Genomic DNA, 20,246 nt, shown 5'->3' on the forward strand with positions numbered 1-20,246 from the left:
TGTCCGATTTTGCGTTTGCCCACTTGCCCTCTCCGGGGAAGCCCTCTATAAGCCCCCCTCGTTGGGCGGCCTTCGTCTATCGGTTAGGACACTAGCCTTTCACGCTGGAGAGACGGGTTCGATTCCCGTAGGCCGTACCACCCCAACATTTTCCCCGACATCGATGATGTTTCACGACCGTGCCCAGCCTCGGGGCAAATCGAGTGTCGTATCGCGAGTGCCCGCATCGGTGAACCATTTGCCGAGGGGCTGGACAGATCCGGCCACGCGAGACACAGTTCCCGGATAACCATTGCCGCCGGATCCCGAGAGCCGCCGCCGATCAGACTGAAACCGCATGATCGACAAGCACCTGCTCGAACGCCTGGATGCGGAGCGATTTCCAGTCGGCTTGGGCGATAGCCTCGGGTCGGACAGCGTTTGAGGAGCAGGCTCATGGCAAAGCTGGTGTTCGGAATGAACATGTCGCTCGACGGCTATGTCGACCACACGGCCTTTGCGCCAGGCCCGGAGCTCTTTCGCCACTTCATCGAACAGGTGAAAGGCCTTGCCGGCGGCCTCTACGGGCGCAAGATCTATGACCTCATGCGCTATTGGGACGAGGATCAGGACGACTGGGGCGACGCCGAGCGCGACTTTGCGGAGGCCTGGCGCGCGCTTCCGAAGTGGGTGGCCTCGCGGTCGCTGACGGAGGTCGGCCCCAATGCCACGCTGGTTTCAGGCGAGCTGGACGACTTCGTCCGCAAGCTGAAGGCGGACAGGGATGGCACGATCGATGTCGCCGGCACGCGCCTTGCGCACAGCCTGGTGCCGTCCGGTCTGATCGACGCGTATCACCTCTACATTCACCCTGTCGTTCTGGGTTCCGGAACACCCCTCTTTGCCGGGCCACGCCCGCCGTTACGTCTGGTCGCGACCGAGCAGATGGACGCGAACGTCGTCCGGCTGAGCTACGTTCCGGCGTGAGGCTGAGGCGGTTCGGCCATAGGCCGAGCGCAAGGAATGGATCGGCAAGCGTTTGGTTGCCGGTGCCCGGCAACCCTGGCCGGCGTGCCTCCTCGAGCGCTTTCCGACCTGACGGAATCGTCAGGTCGACAAGAAATCGCTCCGGACTCCAGAGTTTGAGCAGCCGCTTGTCGATCATGTTGGTTCAACCTGATCGGCGGGCGCTCTAAGCCTCCCGCAGCACGCGCCGCGCGAAGGCTCTGGCGTCGAAGCCTTTCGTCTGGGGCTGCGGACTGAACAGCGCGCTGTCGATGGGGGCCAGCAGGTCTCGTCGCCGGGCTGTTGGCGTTTGCTGGCGCGAGAGCCAGCGAGCAGCGGCCTGACGCGCCGTCGGCAAGTCGCCGCGACGGGCGGCGGCCTTGAGCAAGGACGCGTCGCGATCGGGCAACAGGCGCCGGAGGCGCCGGCGAAACAGGTCTCGCTCGGCAGGCGTCAGCGGACGCACAAGCGAGGCAAGCGCGATCAGGGCCAGGAGCAGGCCGACGATGCCGGCGAGCACAAGGCTCCAGGCGGGACTGAAATAGTCGGTCCACACGGTCGTGGTGTTGTTGCCGAAGCGCGCGTCGCCGATACGGCGCGGTCCAAGGGCGGCCTCGCGCGCCTCGCCGGAGGCGACATCATACCAGGGGAAGACGACCGCCGGCAGCGTGCCCACCTCGCCGGTGATCGGACGCAGCTGCCAGCTCCAGGTGAGCGTGGCGAGCGGGCCGTTCGGTGTCGGCTCGATGTGGCGCTCCTCGGGTGCCACGAAGCTGATCAGCCACGGCTCGCGGATCACCGGTGCCGCCGGCAAGCGCTCGGGATCGGCGCCCAGGATCTTCAGCGTGATGGTGCGGCGCGTGTTGACGCCGTCGGTGAGCCCGGCGGGATCGCGACTCCAGTCGTCGGTGAGTTCGACCGAACTTGCGGGCATCCAGGCCTGCCCGGCCACGGCGGGCGCGGGCGCGATGTCGATGGTTGTCGGGCCCGACGTGAACACCTTGTCGACCCAGCGATTGTTCTGTTCGACCACGGAGACGCGGTGCACGAAGGGCGCGAAGGTGAAATGGCCGGGCGCCTTGGCAAACAGGGCCAGACGCCGCTCCAGCACCTTGAGGCGCCGATCGCCGACGGTCTGCTCGGTCCACTTGTCGCGTTCGAGCTGCACCCAGTTGAAGCCGGTGAAGGGGGGCATCTGCAGGGACTCGCGACCGATGCCATAGGTATATTCGGCCCGGAATGTGGCGAAGATCATCTGGCCGACGATCGGGTGCGGGGTCTGGAACAGAAGCTCCAGACGGGCGTCGGGCTCGGCGGCGCGGGAGGCTCCGAGGCTTGTGCAAAGCGCAAGCACCAGGACAAGGAGGCGGGTCACCATGGGCTCTCCTCCGGCTGAATCAGGCCATTGTCCTGACGCCGCTTGTACTCGACCGCCAGCAGCTTCTTGAGATACTCCCCCGGCGAATCGGTCAGGCCGGTCATCCAGCCGACGGAAGCTTCGATGCCGCGCGCCTTCAGCGGCTTGTAGACATGGCGCTGGTCGGTCAGCGTCCCGGGTACGACGGGATCGTTCTGGTCGCCGGAGGCAACGCCCATCACCTTGGTGGGAATGCCGCCATGGGCGCCATTGGTCTCGCCCACCACCACGTTGACGAACTTGGCGACGATATCGCGGTTGATGCGCGCGTCGTCGTCGCGCGGATTGGCGAACAGCACCGCATCGAAATAGGCGAGCGACAGATCGTATTTGCCGATCTTGGCCAGGGTCAGCGCCCGGTCATAGGTGGCGACCCGGCCTGCGGCGGTGAAGGCCGAATCGGCCGAGGTATAGTCGCCGGCGTGATAGAGCGCCACGCCGCGAGCGGCTGGATCAGACAACAGGCGAGCGGCCAGGGCCGGTTGCCCGGCAAGCAGGGCGAGCTTGCCCCAGGCGTCCGGTCCGGCGGCAACACCGAAGGCGACTGCGAGCAGAGCCAGCACGGGAACGAGCAGGCGGCGCATCAGGCAGTCCTCCGAAACAGCAGGAAGACAGGCAGCAAGGCGAGCAGGATCAGCCAGCGGCCGAGATCATGGAAGAACAGTGGGGCCAATCCGGCCTCGACGATATCGCTATCGGAGGATGCGACCGCGCCGGCCACGCTGACCGGATCGGCGGCGCTGAAGGTCTGGCCACCGGCGCGGGCCGCAAGCTCTGCCAGGGCCCCAGGCTCAACGGCCGGAGCGCCAGCGGGCGGCGTGACCTTGACCGCCACCGTGAACAGGCGACCACCCGTCTTCCGCAGGCGTTCGGCGGCGGCATCGGCGGCGGGGGTCAGGCCGCCGCCATCGGAGATCAGCAGCACGTCCGCATGGGTCAGATGGGCGTCGGTGAGGACGTCGGCGGCAAGGTTGAGGGCCTTGTCGGGACGCGAGCCACCGGCCGGCATGGTGTCGGCGTCGAGCACGCCGATGAGGCTTTCCGGCGTTGCCGCGTCGGTGGTGAGTGCACTGGCGAGATAGGCCTCGCCGGAATAGAGGATCAGGCCAACCGGCCGGCCGCCGGATCGATCGAGCACCAGGGCTGCCACCGCCTGCGCGTCGTCGAGACCGCCGCCCTTGATCAGCGACGGCGACAGGTCGATCAGGACCAGGATGCCGTTGAGATTGCGGAAGGCCGGCGCCTGCAAGCGCGTCGACGGCCCTGATAGGGCCAGCGCCAGCAACAGGCCAGCGACCAGCGGCAACGGCAGCACCCAGCCGGCCTGGCGTCGCATCACGTGGCCGACCCGCTGCATCGCCGCCAGCAGCGCCGGATCGGTGGCCTTCTCCCAGGCTGCAAGCCCCAGACTGCGCCGATGCGCCAGCAGCGCCACAGCGATCAGGACCGGAAGGGCGAGAAGCCAGAACGGGCGTTGCAGGATGAGACCAAAGACGTCGATCATGCCTCGCGCTCCCGCGTCAGCAGCAGAACGAGCGACAAGAGGAGGGCAAGCCCGGCCGGCCAGATCCAGAGATCGCGATAGACGCTGACCGGCGGCTGGTCGGCCAGCGACGGTTCCAGCTTGTCGATGGCAGCGGTGACCGCGCCGAGATCGTCGAGCGTCTTGACGCGATAGCTGACGCCGCCGCTCGCTTCGGCAATGGCGCGCAGCGTGGCGCTGTCGACGGCGTCACGATCGGTGGGCGAGGTCTCAAGGTCGCGCGGGCCAAGGGCGATACTGTCGATGCGGACGCCGAAGGACCTGGCGAGCGTGCCGACTTCCGCCGGGACGACGGTGCCGGAGGTATCCGATCCGTCGGAAAGCAGAATGATCACGCGGCTCTTGGCGTCCGAAGTGCGCAGCCGTTTGAGCGCGAGGCCGAGCCCGTCGGCAATCGCGGTCGACTGACCGGAAATGCCGATGCTCGCCTGCGCAATGGCCGCCGACACCGCCGGCAGGTCGAAGGTCAGCGGCGCGGCGAAATAGGCCTGCTCGGCGAACAGGACCAAGCCAACCCGATCCCCCTTGCGCCCCTCGACAAAACGGGTCGCCACATGCTTGACGGCGTCGAGCCGGGTGATGTTGGCGCCGCCCAGGGAGAAGTCGGCGATCTGCATGCTGCCGGAGAGATCCAGCACCAGAACGATGTCACGGCCGGAGACGGACAGCGCGTCCGTCACCGCGATCTGGCGCGGTCCGGCCAGGCCGACCACCAGCAACAGCCAGATCAGGGCCGGCAGGAGGCGTGGCGCGAGCCGCACGAGGCCGCCACTGGCACCGCTCGCCAGACGATCGGCGATGGAGGGCGGCAGGTAGACGGCACCGCTCGGCGCCCGCTTGAGCGGCGGCAGCAAGCGCGCCAGCAAGGGCAGCGGCAGAAGCAGAAAGGCGAGCGGCAGGGCGAAGTCCATGTCACCTCCGCCGCGCGGCAAGCGTGAGGATCCGCCGATCCACCGCGTCGAGATCGACGCTGCCGGCCGCGCCATAGAGGGCGGCGCGGTCGTCGTCGGAGAGACGCCGCCCGAACCGGGCCAGCACCTGCCCCTGCCGGAACAGGCGCTCGTCGGCCGGCAGCGTCGCCAAGGTCGCAAGCTCTGCCCTGACGCGCAGAAGGTCAGCCTGCCGCGACGCGAGGAAGGGGCGCAGGGCGAGACCGATCAGCAACGCCACCAGGATGCCGAGGCTGAGCGCCGCCATAAGGTCCTGCACCCCGAAATCGGCGAAGGCAAGCGGCATGCGCACCGGCCCGAGGGCGGCGATTTCAGGCGGCATGACGGCTGTCCTCCAGTAGGGCGAGGCAAAGCTGCTCGTCGGTCGCCGCGGCGTCGACCAGCCGCACTTCGGCCCCGAGCCGGCGAAGACGTTCCGGCCGCGGGTCCGGTGGGACGGAAGGCTTGACGCCGATGTCCGTCCAGTTCACCCGGCCGGGCCGCGTGAACCAGGGATAGCCGCCCGGCAGCGGCGCCGTTTCGAAGGCGTCGGTCACCAGCAACACCACCAGCCGCATGCGGCGGGCAATGGCCTCGGCGAGCGCATCGAAGTCGTCACCGGCGTCGTCAAGCGCTGTGGCCAGATAGAGCGTGCTGCCCGAGGGCATCAGGCGCCCGGCCTGTTCGAGCGAGACTTCAAGCGTCTGGCTGCGTGCCCGGCCGGCGGCGGCCATCGCCCGGGCATGGCCGTAGGCGAACAGGCCGGCTGCTTCGGCCATGGCCCGATCGCGCGACCGCAAGGCGAGAAAGCTGCCTTCGACTTCATCAAGGCCAACGATCATGGCGCCGAGCCGACCGCCGGCCATCACCGCCTGCCAGCCACAGAGCGCCAGCACTTCGGCGGCAGCGACCGATTTCAGGCGGCGACGTGTGCCCCAGAGCATGGGCGGCCGAAAGTCGGCGATCAGCAAGGCCGCCTTGTCGCGGTCATCATGGAAGCTGCGCACATGCACGCGACCGGTGCGGGCGGTGGTCATGGCATCCACATGCCGGAAATCGTCGCCTTCCACATAGGGGCGCACCTCGCGGATATCGAGGCCGTTGCCGCGCGCCCGTGTCGGGAAACCGCCCGGCCGCCCGGCAGCGGCCAGCTTCGGCTCGGGCAGATGGCCGACAAGATTGCGCAAGTGGATCAGACGGTCGGCATCGACCTCTGCGCCGGCGGTATGCGGCTCGGCCATGGCGCGCTCCTCACAGCGGTTCGATACGATCGATCAACTTGGCAATCAGGCTGCGCGCGCTTTCGCCATCGGCGGTGGCGCGCCAGGTGGGAACGAGGCGATGGGCAAGAATGTCGGGCGCAAGCTCGGCCACATCCTCCGGCAGGCCGTGGTCGCGGCCTCGCAGATAGGCGCGGGCCTTGACGGCAGCAGCCAGCGACAGGGTTCCGCGCGGAGAGACCGGATGGGCGATCAGGCGGCGGATGTCGGGCGCTGGCTGCTCCTCGCGCGTCGCCATCACCAGACGGACGATATAGTCCTTGAGCGCAGGCGCCAGCCGGACGGAGGCCGCCTCGGCGCGGGCGGAGAAAATCGATGCCGCATCAAGGTTATGGCTGACGGCAGGCGCGGTGCCGGCCGTCTCGCTCTCGACGAGATCGATGATGGCGCGCTCGGAGGTCGCGTCGGGCAACGCGACCAGCACATGCATCTGGAAGCGATCGAGCTGGGCTTCGGGCAGCGGGAACGTGCCCTCGTGCTCGATTGAGTTCTGTGTCGCCACCACCATGAAGGGGCGCGGCAGAGCGTGCGTGATGCCGCCAACCGTGACCTGCCCCTCGGCCATGGCCTCAAGCAGCGCCGACTGCACCTTCGGCGGCGCCCGGTTGATCTCGTCGACCAGGAGCAGCGAATGGAACACCGGGCCGGCGACGAACTCGAAATCGCCCCGCTCCGGGCGGAAGACCTGCGTCCCTGTCACATCGGCCGGCATCAGGTCCGGCGTGCATTGGACGCGGGAGAAGGAGCAGTCGAGCCCTTCGGCAAGCAGCTTCACGGCGCGCGTCTTGGCAAGACCGGGCGGTCCTTCGACAAGAACGTGGCCGCCGGTGAGCAGCGCGATCATCAACCGCTCCACCAGGGAGCCGCGACCGATGAGGCCGAGTTCAACCGAAGCGGCGAGATCGATGACCTTTTGGCGCGTGACGAATGCGACGGACGACGTGGACGGCGTCTGGTCGTTCATGAATCCCTCCCGGATACACAGGCGCCTCTTCGGTGCGCTTTTGCGGAAGGTTACGGGGTTACCCGGACGTCGCCAAGGCTGCACCGATGGGCGAGCCTGAGACATATTGCCCTGCGCGAGCCACGACACGCAGCCGGCAAGCACGGGAAAATCCCATTCGGCAGAGGACGTTCTGGCCAGCACGGACGGCAAACGATATCAGTTCCTGTCAACCCGCTCGGCAAGTGACTCGGCTGACCGGACGATTGCCTCGTCCGCAACAGCGATTCTGCCGACAAACTGCGTGACGTCCCGGGCTTTCTGCCCTCCCCGTTTCGATGTGAAGGACATTCCATGCCCAGCGAGACCGCCGTTCAACGCCTTGCCGCCCTGCTTGTTGATGCCCGCCGCACCGGCCGAAAGCTGGCCAGCATTGAAAACGATCTCATCCCCACCGCTGCAATGCAGGCCGACGCCGTGCAGATGGCGGTGGTCGACGCGCTCGGGCGCATCGGCGGCTACAAGGTGCTGCAGATCGGCGAGGCCGAGGGTGCCTGGGGCGCCATTCTGTTCAGCCATGTCTACGCGGCCCCCGCCGCCACGAACTACGACCTGTCGCCGCTGAAGGTGGAAGTCGAGGTTGCCTTCCGCATGGCCCACGACCTGCCCGGCAAGCCGGACGGTAGCGCCTATTCCACCGAGGAAGTGCATGACGCCGTCGGCTGCGCCTTCGTCGCCTTCGAAATCCTCGAGAGCCGCCTTGCCGCCGATCCCAAGCCGGCACCGCTCCTGTCGCGCGCCGACGCCATGGGCAACTGGGGCCTGATTTCCGGCCCGGCGGTGACCAACTGGCTGCCGCTGATGAAGTCCGACCTGGAGGTCTCGCTGGAGATTGCCGGGCGGAGCGTGGTCAGCCAGACCGGCGGCCATCCCTCGGGCTTGCCGCATCACGCCCTGACCTGGCTTGCCAATGCGCTTGCCAAGGCCGGACACGGCCTCGTGGCCGGCCAGGTGGTGACCACCGGTGCTTTCGGCGGTGGCCATCTCATCGCTCCGGGAGAAACCGCCATCGCCTCCATCGAAGGCCTTGGCAGCATCCGCTTCACGCTCAACCGGTCCTGACGGCGGGGCCGGCAGGGATCAGTGAAGCGTACAGGTCATGCCGTTCAGCTTGATGCTGACCGGCTTGGCATTGGCGCCGGTATAGTCGGCATAGAAGCCGACGTCGATCGAGCCACCGGCGCCGATGGATTTCGTCCAGTCGGCAGGCGTGACCAGCTGCTCCTTGCCGAGCGTCTGCAGGGTGCCGTTCCACAAGTTGGAAATCACCTGATTGCCGGCAAAGCTCCAGTTGAGCGCCCAACCGTTGATCGCCTTGCCGCCGGTGTTGGTGATGTGCAGGTTGGCGACAAAGCCGGTATCCCAATCGGACGTCACCTTGTAGGTGATGGCGCAGGTCTTGGCCGTCTGATCGGCCGGTCGCACCGGCACGGTGATCGTCCTTGCGTCGACAAGCCCCTTGCTGTCCTTGACCGTCAACGACAGCGGGAAGAAGCCATAGCTCTTGTAGGTGTGACTGACGGCGACGCCGCTGGCGGTCTTGCCGTCGCCGAAGGTCCAGGCATAGGACGCGATCGGGTTGGTTTTCGCCTGCGAACTGTGGGCGTCGAGCGACGTTGTCGCCGAGACGGGCAGCGCCGATTGCAAGGTTGCCGGCGTCGCAGTGAACTTGGCAACAGGCGGCTCGGCCACCACCGTCCCCTTGGCGGCGACGACCACCATCGTCACGCTTTGGGCCGGCGTCGGCACGGTGATGCTGCCACCGGAGACCTTGGGCGCGGCAAGGCGGGCAATGGTGTTCTTCGAGGTAAGCTGATAGGCGAGCACCTGCCCCGAGGGCGTGAACCCCTTGAGCTCCACACGCGTGCTGCTGGCCGCCCCACTGGTGCCGGGCAGCGACTTGTTGATCACCATCACCGTCAGCGCCTTGTCGGCCTGACGCAAGGCGGCAAAGGCGGAGAGTTCATCGGGATTGGCCACCTTGGCGGAAACGCCGGTTTCACCGAAGACATGCAGGTTGCCGTCGTAGTTGCGGTAGAGCTGCATGGCCTTGAAGGTGGGCGTCTCGGTATGCGGCACCGTCCAGCGCGTGGCGATGTCGAGACCTTCGCGACCGAAAATGCCAAGCACGTCGGCCTGCGCGGTCGCGCCGCTGATGGTGCCGTCCGCACCCCAGCTGTATTCGGTCAGGGCCGTCGGAGTGCCGGCGTAATAGTTGTTCTTCACCAGCGCCTTCATGCGCGGGATGAGATTGACCTTCTGGCCGATCCAGCTCTCCGACACATAGGACGGATCCCACAGCTCGCGCGTCGAACGATTGCGCAGCCGCTGCACGGCGGCGCTCATGTCGTCGCTATACTCGCCCGACTGCGGATAATAATGCATGCTGAAGACGTCGATCGGCCGACCGGCCTTCTTCATCTCGGCGAGCAGCCAGGCCATGTAGTCGGCCCCCTTCTGGACGCCGGCGTGGTCTGGCGGCTCGCTGTTCCAGCCGTGGTCACCGGACCAGACTTGGTCGTAGCCGCTGTAGAGGAACGGCAGCCAGCCCCATTCCTCCGGCCCGACGATCTTGGCCGAGGGATCGGCAGCGCGAATGACGGCGGCATAATCGATCATCGCGTCGCGCGCTTCGACGGCGTGCACGCCTTCGGGATGGACGTCCCGATGGGTCGAGGACCACAGGCTGACTTCATTGTCGAGCAGATAGAAGTCCGGCCCCTTCGAGGTTGCCGGGCCGAAGGCCGTCACCAGATGCTGCACGAAGCCCTTCTGGGTCGCCGGCGTCGAGGGCACGTAAGCGTCCTGAGGGGCGTTATTCTTGACGTTGCCGCCCGAGACCAGGATGCCGTTGCCGGCATCGGGATACCAGGAGTCATGCTCGGTCTGGGCGCCGTATTTCTTGATGGAAAAGGCCGGCAGCACGCTGCGCTGATCGCCGAGCTTGGCGATCCAGGCCAGCATGGGCACCGTCACCATGGACGACACGTTCGCTGCGTTGTTGGTCTTGACGAAGGTATCCGCCTCGCCCGACGGGGCCGAGGAGGCGTAGGGATAGCTCTCAAAGAACCAGTCGCTGGCAAGGTTATGCGCGTTCTGCTGCCAGTTATAGGTGGAGAGACCGTTGCCGCCCATGCGGTTGATGGTGAAGTTCAGGCGCTTCAGATCCGTCGCGGAAATCGTGTCGGCGTCGCCAACGCTGATGCCGTAGATCAGCGGGTTGATCGGGTGCTGCCGAGCCGCCGACGCATCAACTGACACCACGGCAGTGCTCCGCGCTTGCGCGGAGCCAGTGGCAAGACAGGTCGTCAGCAGCAAGGCAGAGCCAAGACGGCGAAGGGATGACGAGCAAATGATCATGGGTCACCGTGAATGAACTGGTGGACGCAAAAGACGTAAAATCTGACGAAAAACTCATGAATTCGAACCGAAACCAGCGGTTCGCCCTTCAGTTTTAACACCTGAAAGCAAATTGAAGTCAATGATCGGCAGTCACGGGCCGATGCCGTGCTTGCAAGAGCCCGAGATCAAAATGAACGGTTCATCACCATCAAGGATTCAAGGCTTCCTGCAGGTATTGCAGGTGACTTTACCCTTTTCCAACCACCTCAACCGGCATCGGACAGACGATAGCCAACCCCAGGTTCGGTAATGATCAGCCTGACATCTCCGGTATCACCCAACTTCTGTCGCAGCTGGCCGACATAGACGCGCAAATACTGGGTATCGCCGGCATGTTCATCGCCCCAGATGGCCGAGAGCAACTGCCGGTGCGTCAGCACGGTGCCCGCATGGCGGGCCAGTTGGGCCAGCAACTCGTATTCGGTCTTGGTGAGGCGAATGTCCTCGCCATCCCGGGCGACACGGTGGCGAGCCAGATCGATCTCATAGGCACCGCAGCGCAGAACCGGACCCTCGCCGTCGATCCGCCGCCGCTGCCGCAGGGCGGCGCGCAAGCGTGCCAGCAGCTCGCCGACGCTGAAGGGCTTGTTGACGAAATCATTGGCGCCCATGTCGAGCGCCAGGATCTTCTCGGCCTCGCGATCCCGCGCGGACAGCACGACGATCGGTGTGGCGGACCACTGCCGAAGCGCGACGATCACATCCTTGCCATCGAGATCGGGCAAGCCGAGATCGAGGATGATCACGTCCGGCTTGCGGGACTGCGCGAGGTCAAGTGCCGCCCGACCGGTCTCCGCCCGCACCACCTCGTAGCCCTCCACCTCCAGCACCGGCGTGAGGAACCGGTGGATGGCTGGCTCATCGTCAACCACCAGCAGGATCGGCTTGTTCATCTTCACTGTCCTCTGGATGCGAAGCCTCAAGGGGCAGGCGCAGGGTGATGCGACAGCCGTGGCCATCGGCAACCGGACTTTCGGCCGTCACCTCGCCGCCGTGCGCTTCGACGATACCCTGGGTGATGGCAAGGCCGAGGCCGAAGCTTTCTCCGCCATCGGCCGCCGACGCCTTAGCGCGGGCAAACTTGGCGAAGACACGCGGCAGGAGATCCGCTGGGATGCCCGGTCCATCGTCGGTCACCGCGACGAGCGCCCGCTGCCCCTCGCGCCGGATGGAGAGATCGATGACGGCCCCTGCCCCGGCATGCCGTAGGGAATTGCCCAGCACGTTGCCGAGCGCCTGTTCAATCAGGCTGGCATCCGCCCGGACAAGCGGCATGTCCGCGGCGAATTGAACCCGGATCGACTGGCTTGCGCCGCGGCGACGAGCCAGCGCAACGACGCGATGGACGCTGTCGGCAAGGTCCACCCAGTCCCGTTGCAGGTCGAGTGCTCCCGCCTCAAGACGGGTGATGGCGAGCAGATTGCGGACCATGCCGTCGAGATGCTCGGCTTCCTCGTGGATCGAGGACAGTAAGTCGGCACGCTGCGGCGCCGAGAGCCGCTCGCCATAGTCGATCAGGCTGGACGCAGCTCCGAGGATCGAGGAAAGCGGGGTGCGGAAATCATGGCTGACGGACGCCAGCAGGATGTTGCGGACGCTTTCGGTTTCAGCCGCCGCCTTGGCGACGCTGATCTCCGAGGCCAGGCGCGCCCGGTCGGCGGCAATGGCCGCATGCTCGGCAAGGGAATAGAGCAGGATGACCTGTTCGGTGTCGAGCGGCGCGCCCTTGCCTTCGGCCGCAACGCCGATGACGCCGAGGCGGCGATGGCCCGCCGACATGGGGGCGAAAATCCAGCTGGCCTCGGCATGGGTCGCCGTGCCGGCACCGCTGAGTTCGCGACAGGCAAAGGCCCAGCGCGCGGCGGCCAGTGCCGCCTCGTCGAGCGTGGCCGATGAGGACGCCGCGGCGAGCGTGAGGTCGTCATCCTCGGCCAGCAGGAACACCGTCCGCCGCCCGAGGATGGCGGAGGCCTCGTCTGCCGCCGTCGCCAGCACCGTCGCGCGATCGGCGACCGACGACAGTCGGCGGGCAAATGCATAGAGCTGGCGCATTTCGAGGCCGCGGACCACCACCTCATGCGCCCGCTGACGCGATCGACCCGCCACCGCCGACGTGATCACCGCCACCACCAGGAAGGCGACCAGCGTGACCAGCTCGCGCGGCCGGGCGACGGCGAGCGTGTACAAGGGCTCGATGAAGAAGAAGTTGTAGGCGAGGAAGGCCAACCCGGACGCAAACACCGCCGGCCAGATGCCGAAGCGGATGGCCGGAACCAGCACCGACAGCAGCAGGATCGGAGAGACGTCCACAAGGCCAAGGCGGCGCGACACCACCAGCGCCAGGGCCAATCCGGCGCCTACACTGAAGCCCGCTTCCACATAGGCACGTACCGGCCCCGGTCGCCGCCAGTCGAGCCGCAGGGCGCTATCGGGCATATCGCCCTCCGCGCGCGCCACCAGCGCCGGCGTATCGGTGCCATCAGGTGCCTGGCGCGAAAAAGGAGGAGGCTGCAATCCGCTCATGAATGGCAACACTATCAACCTTGCTGCACCAGGAAAACACCAAGCCGCACCGCGCGACGAACATGAGCCCAGCCAAGCCAAGGACCGGACAACCGACCACCGTGCGGCCGACATAAAGTTTATATAAATATCTGATTTCAAACCATAAAGAAAAAATAAAAAACGGCCAGATTCCCTGTCTTTGAAATAGATATGACATTGAGATCGGCCATATGAAAATTATACTTGGGCCATCATTTAACGAAAGACCGATCTTTCATGACTGACACTGCACATGCGTCCCACCCGAAGGCCGGTTTCTGGACGCTGGCGCTTGGCTCCATCGGCGTTGTCTACGGCGATATCGGCACAAGCCCGCTCTATGCCCTCCGCGAATCCCTCAATCACGCTGCCGCCGACGGCCTCACCCAGGAAGAAGTGGTGGGCATCGTCTCGCTGCTGCTGTGGTCGCTGACGCTGATCGTCACCATCAAATACGTCATCTTCATCCTGCGCGCCGACAACCGCGGCGAAGGCGGCACGCTGTCGCTGCTCGCCCTTGCCCAGGAAGCGGTTGGGCGGCGGACCCTGGCCCTGTTCCTGCTCGGTGTCGCCGGCGCGGCGCTGTTCTACGGTGACGCCATCATCACGCCGGCCATCTCCGTGCTGTCGGCAGTGGAAGGCCTGGAACTGGCCTCGCCCGGCTTCACCAATTATGTGCTGCCGCTGACGGTCGTGATCCTGATCGCGCTGTTCGCCATCCAGAATCAGGGAACCGGCAGTGTCTCGGCCTGGTTCGGGCCGATCACTCTCGTCTGGTTCCTGATCATGGGCGCGCTCGGCGTGATGCACATCGGCGACGACCTGTCGATCCTGGCCGCGCTCAATCCGATCGAAGCGATCCGCTTTGTCGTCATCCACGGCTTTGGCGCCTTCACCGTGATGGGTTCGGTGTTCTTGGCGGTGACCGGTGCGGAAGCGCTCTATGCCGACATGGGCCATTTCGGTCGCAAGCCGATCCAGTTCGCCTGGATCGTGGTGGTGTTTCCTGCGCTCGCGCTCAACTATCTGGGTCAGGGCAGCATGGTGATGGCCCATCCGGAAACGCTGGAAAACCCGTTCTTCCTGATGGCGCCGAGCTGGGGCCTGCTGCCGCTGGTGGGAATGGCCACCGTTGCCACCGTCATCGCCAGCCAGGCCGTGATTTCCGGCGCCTTCTCGCTGACCCAGCAGGCGATCCAGCTCGGCTTGCTGCCGCGTCTGGAGATCCGCCATACGTCGGAAGCACAGGTCGGGCAGATCTACATGCCCAAGGTCAACTGGCTGCTGCTGGTTGGCGTGCTGTTCCTGGTGTTCACCTTCAGGAGCTCCAGTGCTCTGGGCAACGCCTATGGCATCGCCGTCACCGGCACCATGGTCAGCACCTCGCTGATGGCCTTCATCGTCTTCTGGCGCGCCTGGCATTGGCCGCTGTGGAAGGTGTCCGCCGTCATCGCGCCGCTGCTGGTGGTGGAAATGGTGTTCCTGACCTCCAACATGCTGAAGCTGTTCGAAGGCGGTTATGTACCGCTGTTCTTCGCGGCCATGGTCGGCTTGATGATGTGGACCTGGGTGCGTGGATCGGACCTGACGCTCGCCAAGGCGCGCGCCGAGACCATCCCGCTCGCCGACCTCATCGGCATGCTGCAGCGCTCATCCGCCGTGGTGAGCAAGGGCACGGCAGTGTTCATGACGTCGGACCCGGAGATTGCCCCCAGCGCGCTGATGCATAACCTCAAGCACAACCACGTCATTCACCAGAATAATGTGGTGGTGAAAGTAAGCTACGCCACCGCGCCGCATGTGGCCGAGGCCGACCGGATCACCATCACGCCGCTCGACAGTTCCTTCACGCAGGTCACGGTGACCTTCGGCTACATGGACGACGCCAATCTGCCCATGGCGCTGGCGCATGCGCGCAAGAGCGGTATCAAGTTCGACATCATGTCGACGAGCTTCTTCCTGAGCCGACGCTCGTTCAAACCCGCCGCGCAATCGGCCATGCCGCACTGGCAGAACCGCCTCTACATCGCCCTGACCAAGCAGGCGACCGACGCGACTAGCTACTATCGCCTGCCCTCCAATCGCGTGGTGGAGATCGGCCAGCAATTCACCATTTGACCAACGGGATGGAGGAAGTTGCCGGCGAAAGCTGCAAGATTTACACTCAATGCCTCTCACACAGTCTCTGGAAAGCTCCGAGCATGACCGCAAGCGAAACGACAGAAGCTCTTCGACGCAAGGTCTCAACAATGTCGCGCCTTCTGCATGATCGCGACCCGGCAATCGTCGATGAACTCTGGTCGCCGGGATTCCGGCTGGTTGGCTCGGAAGCGGGAGAGATCGCTGCAAACCCGGACGAACTGCATGCACTGTTCAAGATGCTGTTCGCGCGGCCCGTGCGGCATGCCTTCGACTTTTCAAGGTTTGATGTAGACCGCGAAGGCAATATCGCCTGGCTCTTTGCCGAAGGGCACCTGGTCATGACAGGTGATGCAGGCGTCTCCAGGTGCCCCTATCGCCTGACGGCCATCTTCCAGCACACGGGAACAGACTGGATCTGGAGGCTGTTTAGCGGTGCAGAACCGGCAGCACCAGTCGAACATAGCCAGGACTGAAGACGGCGGCTTGCCGGCCGAACTTGAGTCAAAAAGGAAACACGGGGCTCGGAAGGACATCCGGGCCCCGCGCAACTTGGCAAAATCGGTAGACGATCAAGCCGCCCGCAGCGACCGCACGAAGTCGGCGACTTCCTGCTGCAGCGATGACGACTGCTCGTTGAGGCGGCTCGACAGCGTCATCAGCTGGGTAGAGGCGGCACCGGTCATCTCGGCGGCCGTGGAGACGCCGGCGATGTTGCTGGTGACCGCCGTCGTACCGGTGGCAGCGCGCTGGGTGTTGGCGGCGATCTCGTTGGTGGCAGCCCCCTGCTCTTCCACCGCCCCGGCGATGGCCGACGACGACTGCTGGATATTCTGCACCGTGCGGACGATGCGCGAGATGGCATCGACCGTCGTGCCGGTGGCCGTCTGGATTTCGCCGATCTTCTTGCCGATCTGGTCGGTCGCCTTGGCCGTCTGGTCGGCGAGCTGCTTGACCTCCGCGGCAACCACCGCGAAGCCCTTGCCCGCATCGCCAGCGCGCGCCGCTTCGATGGTGGCATTGAGCGCCAACAGGTTGGTCTGGGCGGCAATGTTGTTGATGAGCTCGACCACTTCGCCGATCTGCTGCGCAGCCTGCGACAGGGTCTGCACATTGTGGGCCGACGTTTCGGCTTCGACGGCGGCTTCCTTGGCAATCATCGACGACTGACCGACCTGCTTGCTGATCTCCTGGATCGAAGCGGAAAGCTCCTCGGCGCCGGCCGCGACTGTCTGAACGTTGGAGGCCGCTTCCTCGGCGGCACCGGCGACAGCCTGGGCCTGGCGAGCGGTTTCCTCGGCGGTAGCCGACAGATTGCGGGCGGCGTCGGACACTTCACCCGACGACTTGCCAAAGCCGGTGGCGAGGCTCTCCATGCGAGAAACGAAGCGATCGGCAAGTTCCGCGCGACGGCGGATCGCGGCTTCCTCTGCGGCCTTGGCCGCTTCCTGCGCCTTGCGCTGAGCTTCGGCATCGGCAAGGCTGACGCGGAAGGCCTCAAGACCGCCGGCGATGCTGCCAACTTCGTCCTTGCGCCCGATGCCGGCAATGTTGAGAGCGTAGTTGCCGCCTTGCATGGATTTCATGTTGTCGATCAAGTGAGCGATGGGCCCGGTGACCGCACGCCGCAACAGGAAGACCGCCAGGGAAACAACCGCAACAATCATCACGACGATGCTGCCCAAGGATAACCAGACCGCGGACCAGCTATCTGCGGTGTTTCCGTCGGACTCCGCAGTCATCTCTGCGATCAAGTCGTTGTTGAATTCCACAGCCTGCTTTTGGATGTCGACCAGCGCCGGGCGGCACTCGGCATTCATCTTGTCGAGTGCCTTGAGGTTATCCGCCGCATCGTTGGACTGCCCGAGCTTGGCAACCTCACCACAGGCGCCGGAAAGCAGCGCATGCAGTTTTCCCTCAATACTCTCAAGTTCGGCACGCTTTTCCGGCACGGCGCCGATCACAAGCGACATGTTCTTGTCGTAACCTTCCATCGCTGAACTGCGGGCCGTCGCAGCATCCTGATTGTCCTTGTCCGTCTTTGCCGCCGCATTCCAGTAGAGCGACATTGCAAGATCGGAGATGTTTCGATTGGCCCGCGCCAGATTGATTGCCGCCGTGCTCGGCCCGTCGATCAAGGTCGAGTAGCTGCTGTCGATGCCAATCATCTTGTAACCGGAGAAGCCGCCTCCCGCGAGCGCTCCCAAGCCCATCAAGCCGATCAGTGAAGCGACTTTCGACATTAGCGATAGATCTGCGTAAGACATCCGAGCCAACCCCCTCAAATAAACTGCCAGCCCAAGGCAATTTTGCGCCAATATAAAAATGTTTCATACAAATGATTAATGAAAAATTAAACATCACATACACGGAATTGATATCTAGTGCTGTCAAGACAATCATTTGTATATAGGCGCAGTACAACTTCCTCATCAATTGTTTTATATTGATATTTATATCAATGATAAAAGCTGCTGAATTTGGAAAAAACTATGATGTTTTTGCAAGTATGGCTTGACGAGATGCGGCAGTACGTAAGAGCGGTAAGTATCAATCGGTAAACAAAAAAAGTTACACGCAGGCCCTTCACAAATGGATGTCGCACCGAGATGACACTGCAAAGCACCGGACTTTGATGTCGCGCGTTCTGCCAAATGATTCGCGCATATGGGGAAACCTGCAGGTGGCTTGCCTGCCTTGTCTGTGCGCACTGGATGGACCTGCGCCATGTATACAAGAGGCCCGGGCATGGTGGCCGGGCCAGTCGTTGTCTGAACAACTGCGGCAGGCAACGCATATATCTCGACACAGACCAGAAGGTCTGGAAAATCAGTCTCCATGCTGCACATTTCAGAAGCTTGGAGGCACCTGGAATGCACAACCTTAACGCCACCAATACACGTAAGATTTACGCTACAAAGCGAATTGCTTGAGTGGCTTGCAGCAAATCGGCGGGAGTCGTTTGAAAGACGGCGTTCGGTGTTCCGGCAGCAGCCCAGATGACATCGAAGCTCATCAAGTGTTCGTCGATGTATGTCTTGAGCGGCGAGACATGCCCCAAGGGCGGAATGCCGCCGATGGCAAAGCCGGTGATCGCACGGACCTCAGCCCCCTTGGGCCGGTCGAGCGCCTCGCCGAAGATGGCCACAGCGCCGTCCTCGTTGACGCGGTTGATGCCGGAGACCAGCAGCAGATAGGGCGTCCGCGTCTCGCGACCGACGAAAACAAGCGACTTGGCGATCTGCGCCACCGTACAGCCGCAGGCCGCAGCCGCGTCCTCCGCCGTCTTGGTGCTGTCGGCCATGACCTTGATGGAGATGGACAATCCCCGTTCGGTTGCTCCGGCAAGCACACGCAGGCAGGCATCAGGCAAGGCTTGATCGGCAGACATGGAACGCTCCAAATGAAAAAGGCACCCGGGATGACCCCGAATGCCCTTATCACCTCTTTGCCCCTTGGGAAATTCCTACCCTTGAATTGTCGCCTGTTCAGGCTGTCTTGTGCTCGTCGTCATGGACGAGATTGCTGATCGTCTTCCAGGCCCCCGGAAAGGCACCGGCGCGGCCGGCGAGTTCCCTGATGTCGTGCTGGCGCACGGCCTCAACGACCTCTTCGCCCGTCGGCACGGCGGCCGTGAGCTTGTCTTCCTTGGACAAAGGCGAACCGTCACCATGAGGCAGATTGGACATTTGGGCACCGAAAAGTGAACCTGAGAATTCAATTATACAGGACCCACCCCAATCCGCTCCATTGGGTGAAAACACCATCGGTAGCAGTCGCTATGCCTTGATCGTGCCCATGCAACCGACCGTCAGCGGGAAATGCTGCCGGACCGCTGCACGGTACGCCCGGCCGGGCCGGTCGCCGAACCATTGGAGGTGCAGACACCCTGATAGCAGGTCACCGAACCGCCGTAGGTGGCAACACCGCCGTTGGGGCCGGTCACGGTGCCACCATAGTTGCAGCTGCCGTTCGCGCAGGAGCCGGAGCCCTGGCTGTTGATGGTGCGACCGGACGGCAGGGTGACCGTACCGTGACGCTGCCAGGCACTGGCGTCGGAAACGGCTGCGATGGAAACCAGGGCGGCAATGGCAAGCGAGACGAAGGACATTTTCATTGGCTTCACTCCAGAGATCCGGTTCAGCGACCGGCGACGAGATGAAGCTAGACTTGTCGTGTCATCCTGATTTGATGGGAACGTAACGCTTGGTCCAAGCCTTGTAACAGTTTGTCAAAAGCACCGGATTCATCTTGCGCGACAAAGGTGATTTGGCCAACCATGAAGCCCATGAGCGCACATGAAACATTCATCCTGATGGTTGAGGACGATCCTGAGATCCGCAGGATGGTCGGTGACTTGCTGCGGGGCGAAGGCTACGAGGTCGTCGCGGTGGAGAGTGCAGCCGGAATGGACCAATGCCTCGCCACGCGCCAGCCGAACCTGCTGATGCTGGACCTCATGCTGCCGGGCGAGGACGGGCTCTCGATCTGCCGGCGCATCCGCCAGACCCACCGCTTTCCGATCCTGATGCTGACGGCCAAGAGCCACGAAGTGGACATCGTGGTTGGCCTCGAAATGGGGGCCGACGACTATCTGAGCAAGCCCTTCGGTCCGCGCGAACTGCTGGCGCGCGTGCGGGCCCTGCTGCGCCGGGGCCACAGCCCCGCGGAGACGGCGGCCTCGCGCCGCCACGGCTTTGCCGGCTTCGTCATCGATCTGGACATGCGCAGCGTCAGCGATCCCGATGGCGAGCCGCTCCCCCTGACCACGTCGGAGTTCGATCTCCTGGCCTGCTTCGTCCAGCGGCCACGCAGGGTGCTGTCGCGCGACCAGATCCTCGACATGCTGCGCGGCCATGAGGCGCAACCCTTCGACCGAACCGTGGACATGCTGGTCTCCCGCCTGCGCAAGAAGCTTGACCGGCAGGATCAGGACACGCCCCTGATCTCGACGGTCCGCAACGGCGGATATGTGTTCACGGCCGCCGTACAGAAGATGGCCTGA

General features: G+C 64.3%; 19 protein-coding genes and 1 tRNA gene. 6 read left to right on the forward strand and 14 right to left on the reverse strand.

Annotated elements, in window-relative coordinates; genetic code table 11:
- The first annotated feature begins 65 nt into the window (after positions 1–65).
- Together L2I41_RS10140 and L2I41_RS10145 are read left to right on the forward strand one after the other, a co-directional pair.
- Positions 66–140: transfer RNA gene (locus L2I41_RS10140), tRNA-Glu, on the forward strand.
- 295 nt (positions 141–435) lie between these two features.
- Entirely contained in the window at positions 436–966 is a 531-nt protein-coding gene (locus L2I41_RS10145) for a dihydrofolate reductase family protein (RefSeq protein WP_237153436.1), read from the forward strand.
- A gap of 205 nt (positions 967–1,171) precedes the next feature.
- Here the strand turns inward: L2I41_RS10145 and L2I41_RS10150 are convergent, their stop codons facing one another.
- The 7 genes from L2I41_RS10150 to L2I41_RS10180 are packed head-to-tail and all read right to left on the reverse strand — an operon-like array spanning position 1,172 to position 7,117.
- Positions 1,172–2,362, reverse strand: coding sequence for a hypothetical protein (locus L2I41_RS10150; protein ID WP_237153437.1), 1,191 nt, complete (start codon positions 2,360–2,362; stop codon positions 1,172–1,174).
- The gene (locus L2I41_RS10155) at positions 2,356–2,985 is read right to left on the reverse strand and encodes a tetratricopeptide repeat protein (RefSeq protein ID WP_237153438.1); all 630 of its coding nucleotides are present in this window, start codon (positions 2,983–2,985) and stop codon (positions 2,356–2,358) included. Before L2I41_RS10155 ends, L2I41_RS10150 begins: the two co-directional genes overlap by 7 nt.
- Positions 2,985–3,905: a vWA domain-containing protein gene (locus L2I41_RS10160; protein ID WP_237153439.1), complete on the reverse strand. Its 921-nt coding sequence runs from the start codon at positions 3,903–3,905 to the stop codon at positions 2,985–2,987. Before L2I41_RS10160 ends, L2I41_RS10155 begins: the two co-directional genes overlap by 1 nt.
- Positions 3,902–4,855 carry a VWA domain-containing protein gene (locus tag L2I41_RS10165; RefSeq protein WP_237153440.1) on the reverse strand — a complete coding sequence of 318 codons (954 nt, stop codon included), beginning with the start codon at positions 4,853–4,855 and terminating at the stop codon, positions 3,902–3,904. The genes L2I41_RS10160 and L2I41_RS10165 overlap by 4 nt, the downstream gene beginning before the upstream one ends.
- Position 4,856: 1 nt before the next feature.
- Positions 4,857–5,216, reverse strand: a complete 360-nt coding sequence (locus tag L2I41_RS10170; RefSeq protein WP_237153441.1) for a hypothetical protein — start codon at positions 5,214–5,216, stop codon at positions 4,857–4,859.
- A complete protein-coding gene (locus L2I41_RS10175; RefSeq protein ID WP_237153442.1) occupies positions 5,206–6,114 on the reverse strand; it encodes a DUF58 domain-containing protein in 909 nt (302 codons plus the stop codon). Before L2I41_RS10175 ends, L2I41_RS10170 begins: the two co-directional genes overlap by 11 nt.
- Before the next feature lie 10 nt (positions 6,115–6,124).
- A complete protein-coding gene (locus tag L2I41_RS10180; RefSeq protein WP_237153443.1) occupies positions 6,125–7,117 on the reverse strand; it encodes an AAA family ATPase in 993 nt (330 codons plus the stop codon).
- Between the two features lie 333 nt (positions 7,118–7,450).
- Between L2I41_RS10180 and L2I41_RS10185 the strand changes: the two genes are divergently transcribed.
- On the forward strand, positions 7,451–8,218 hold the full coding sequence (locus tag L2I41_RS10185) for a 2-keto-4-pentenoate hydratase (RefSeq protein ID WP_237153444.1): 768 nt from the start codon (positions 7,451–7,453) through the stop codon (positions 8,216–8,218).
- 18 nt (positions 8,219–8,236) lie between these two features.
- Here the strand turns inward: L2I41_RS10185 and L2I41_RS10190 are convergent, their stop codons facing one another.
- From L2I41_RS10190 to L2I41_RS10200, 3 genes are all read right to left on the reverse strand, one after another.
- A complete protein-coding gene (locus tag L2I41_RS10190) occupies positions 8,237–10,420 on the reverse strand; it encodes a glycoside hydrolase family 44 protein (RefSeq protein ID WP_237153445.1) in 2,184 nt (727 codons plus the stop codon).
- A gap of 344 nt (positions 10,421–10,764) precedes the next feature.
- Entirely contained in the window at positions 10,765–11,451 is a 687-nt protein-coding gene (locus tag L2I41_RS10195) for a response regulator (protein ID WP_237153446.1), read from the reverse strand.
- A complete protein-coding gene (locus tag L2I41_RS10200; protein ID WP_237153447.1) occupies positions 11,423–12,994 on the reverse strand; it encodes a sensor histidine kinase in 1,572 nt (523 codons plus the stop codon). Before L2I41_RS10200 ends, L2I41_RS10195 begins: the two co-directional genes overlap by 29 nt.
- 345 nt (positions 12,995–13,339) lie before the next feature.
- On the opposite strand from L2I41_RS10200, the gene L2I41_RS10205 reads away from it, so the two are divergent.
- Entirely contained in the window at positions 13,340–15,220 is a 1,881-nt protein-coding gene (locus tag L2I41_RS10205; RefSeq protein WP_237153448.1) for a potassium transporter Kup, read from the forward strand.
- A gap of 83 nt (positions 15,221–15,303) precedes the next feature.
- Complete coding sequence (locus L2I41_RS10210; protein WP_237153449.1) at positions 15,304–15,717, forward strand: nuclear transport factor 2 family protein; 414 nt, start codon at positions 15,304–15,306, stop codon at positions 15,715–15,717.
- A 96-nt stretch (positions 15,718–15,813) separates the two neighbouring features.
- On the opposite strand, the gene L2I41_RS10215 is transcribed toward L2I41_RS10210, so the two are convergent.
- From L2I41_RS10215 to L2I41_RS10230, 4 genes are all read right to left on the reverse strand, one after another.
- Positions 15,814–17,484 carry a methyl-accepting chemotaxis protein gene (locus L2I41_RS10215; RefSeq protein ID WP_237153450.1) on the reverse strand — a complete coding sequence of 557 codons (1,671 nt, stop codon included), beginning with the start codon at positions 17,482–17,484 and terminating at the stop codon, positions 15,814–15,816.
- 665 nt (positions 17,485–18,149) lie between these two features.
- Positions 18,150–18,632 (reverse strand): YbaK/EbsC family protein, encoded by a 483-nt coding sequence (locus L2I41_RS10220; protein WP_237153451.1) that lies wholly within the window; start codon positions 18,630–18,632, stop codon positions 18,150–18,152.
- A gap of 97 nt (positions 18,633–18,729) precedes the next feature.
- Positions 18,730–18,930 carry a hypothetical protein gene (locus L2I41_RS10225; RefSeq protein WP_237153452.1) on the reverse strand — a complete coding sequence of 67 codons (201 nt, stop codon included), beginning with the start codon at positions 18,928–18,930 and terminating at the stop codon, positions 18,730–18,732.
- 122 nt (positions 18,931–19,052) lie between these two features.
- Positions 19,053–19,358 (reverse strand): hypothetical protein, encoded by a 306-nt coding sequence (locus L2I41_RS10230; RefSeq protein WP_237153453.1) that lies wholly within the window; start codon positions 19,356–19,358, stop codon positions 19,053–19,055.
- A gap of 171 nt (positions 19,359–19,529) precedes the next feature.
- Between L2I41_RS10230 and L2I41_RS10235 the strand changes: the two genes are divergently transcribed.
- On the forward strand, positions 19,530–20,246 hold the full coding sequence (locus tag L2I41_RS10235) for a response regulator (protein WP_237153454.1): 717 nt from the start codon (positions 19,530–19,532) through the stop codon (positions 20,244–20,246).

The sequence above is a fragment of the Oryzibacter oryziterrae genome, assembly GCF_021864535.1.
In the GTDB taxonomy this organism is placed as follows: Bacteria; Pseudomonadota; Alphaproteobacteria; order Rhizobiales; family Pleomorphomonadaceae; genus Pleomorphomonas; species Pleomorphomonas oryziterrae.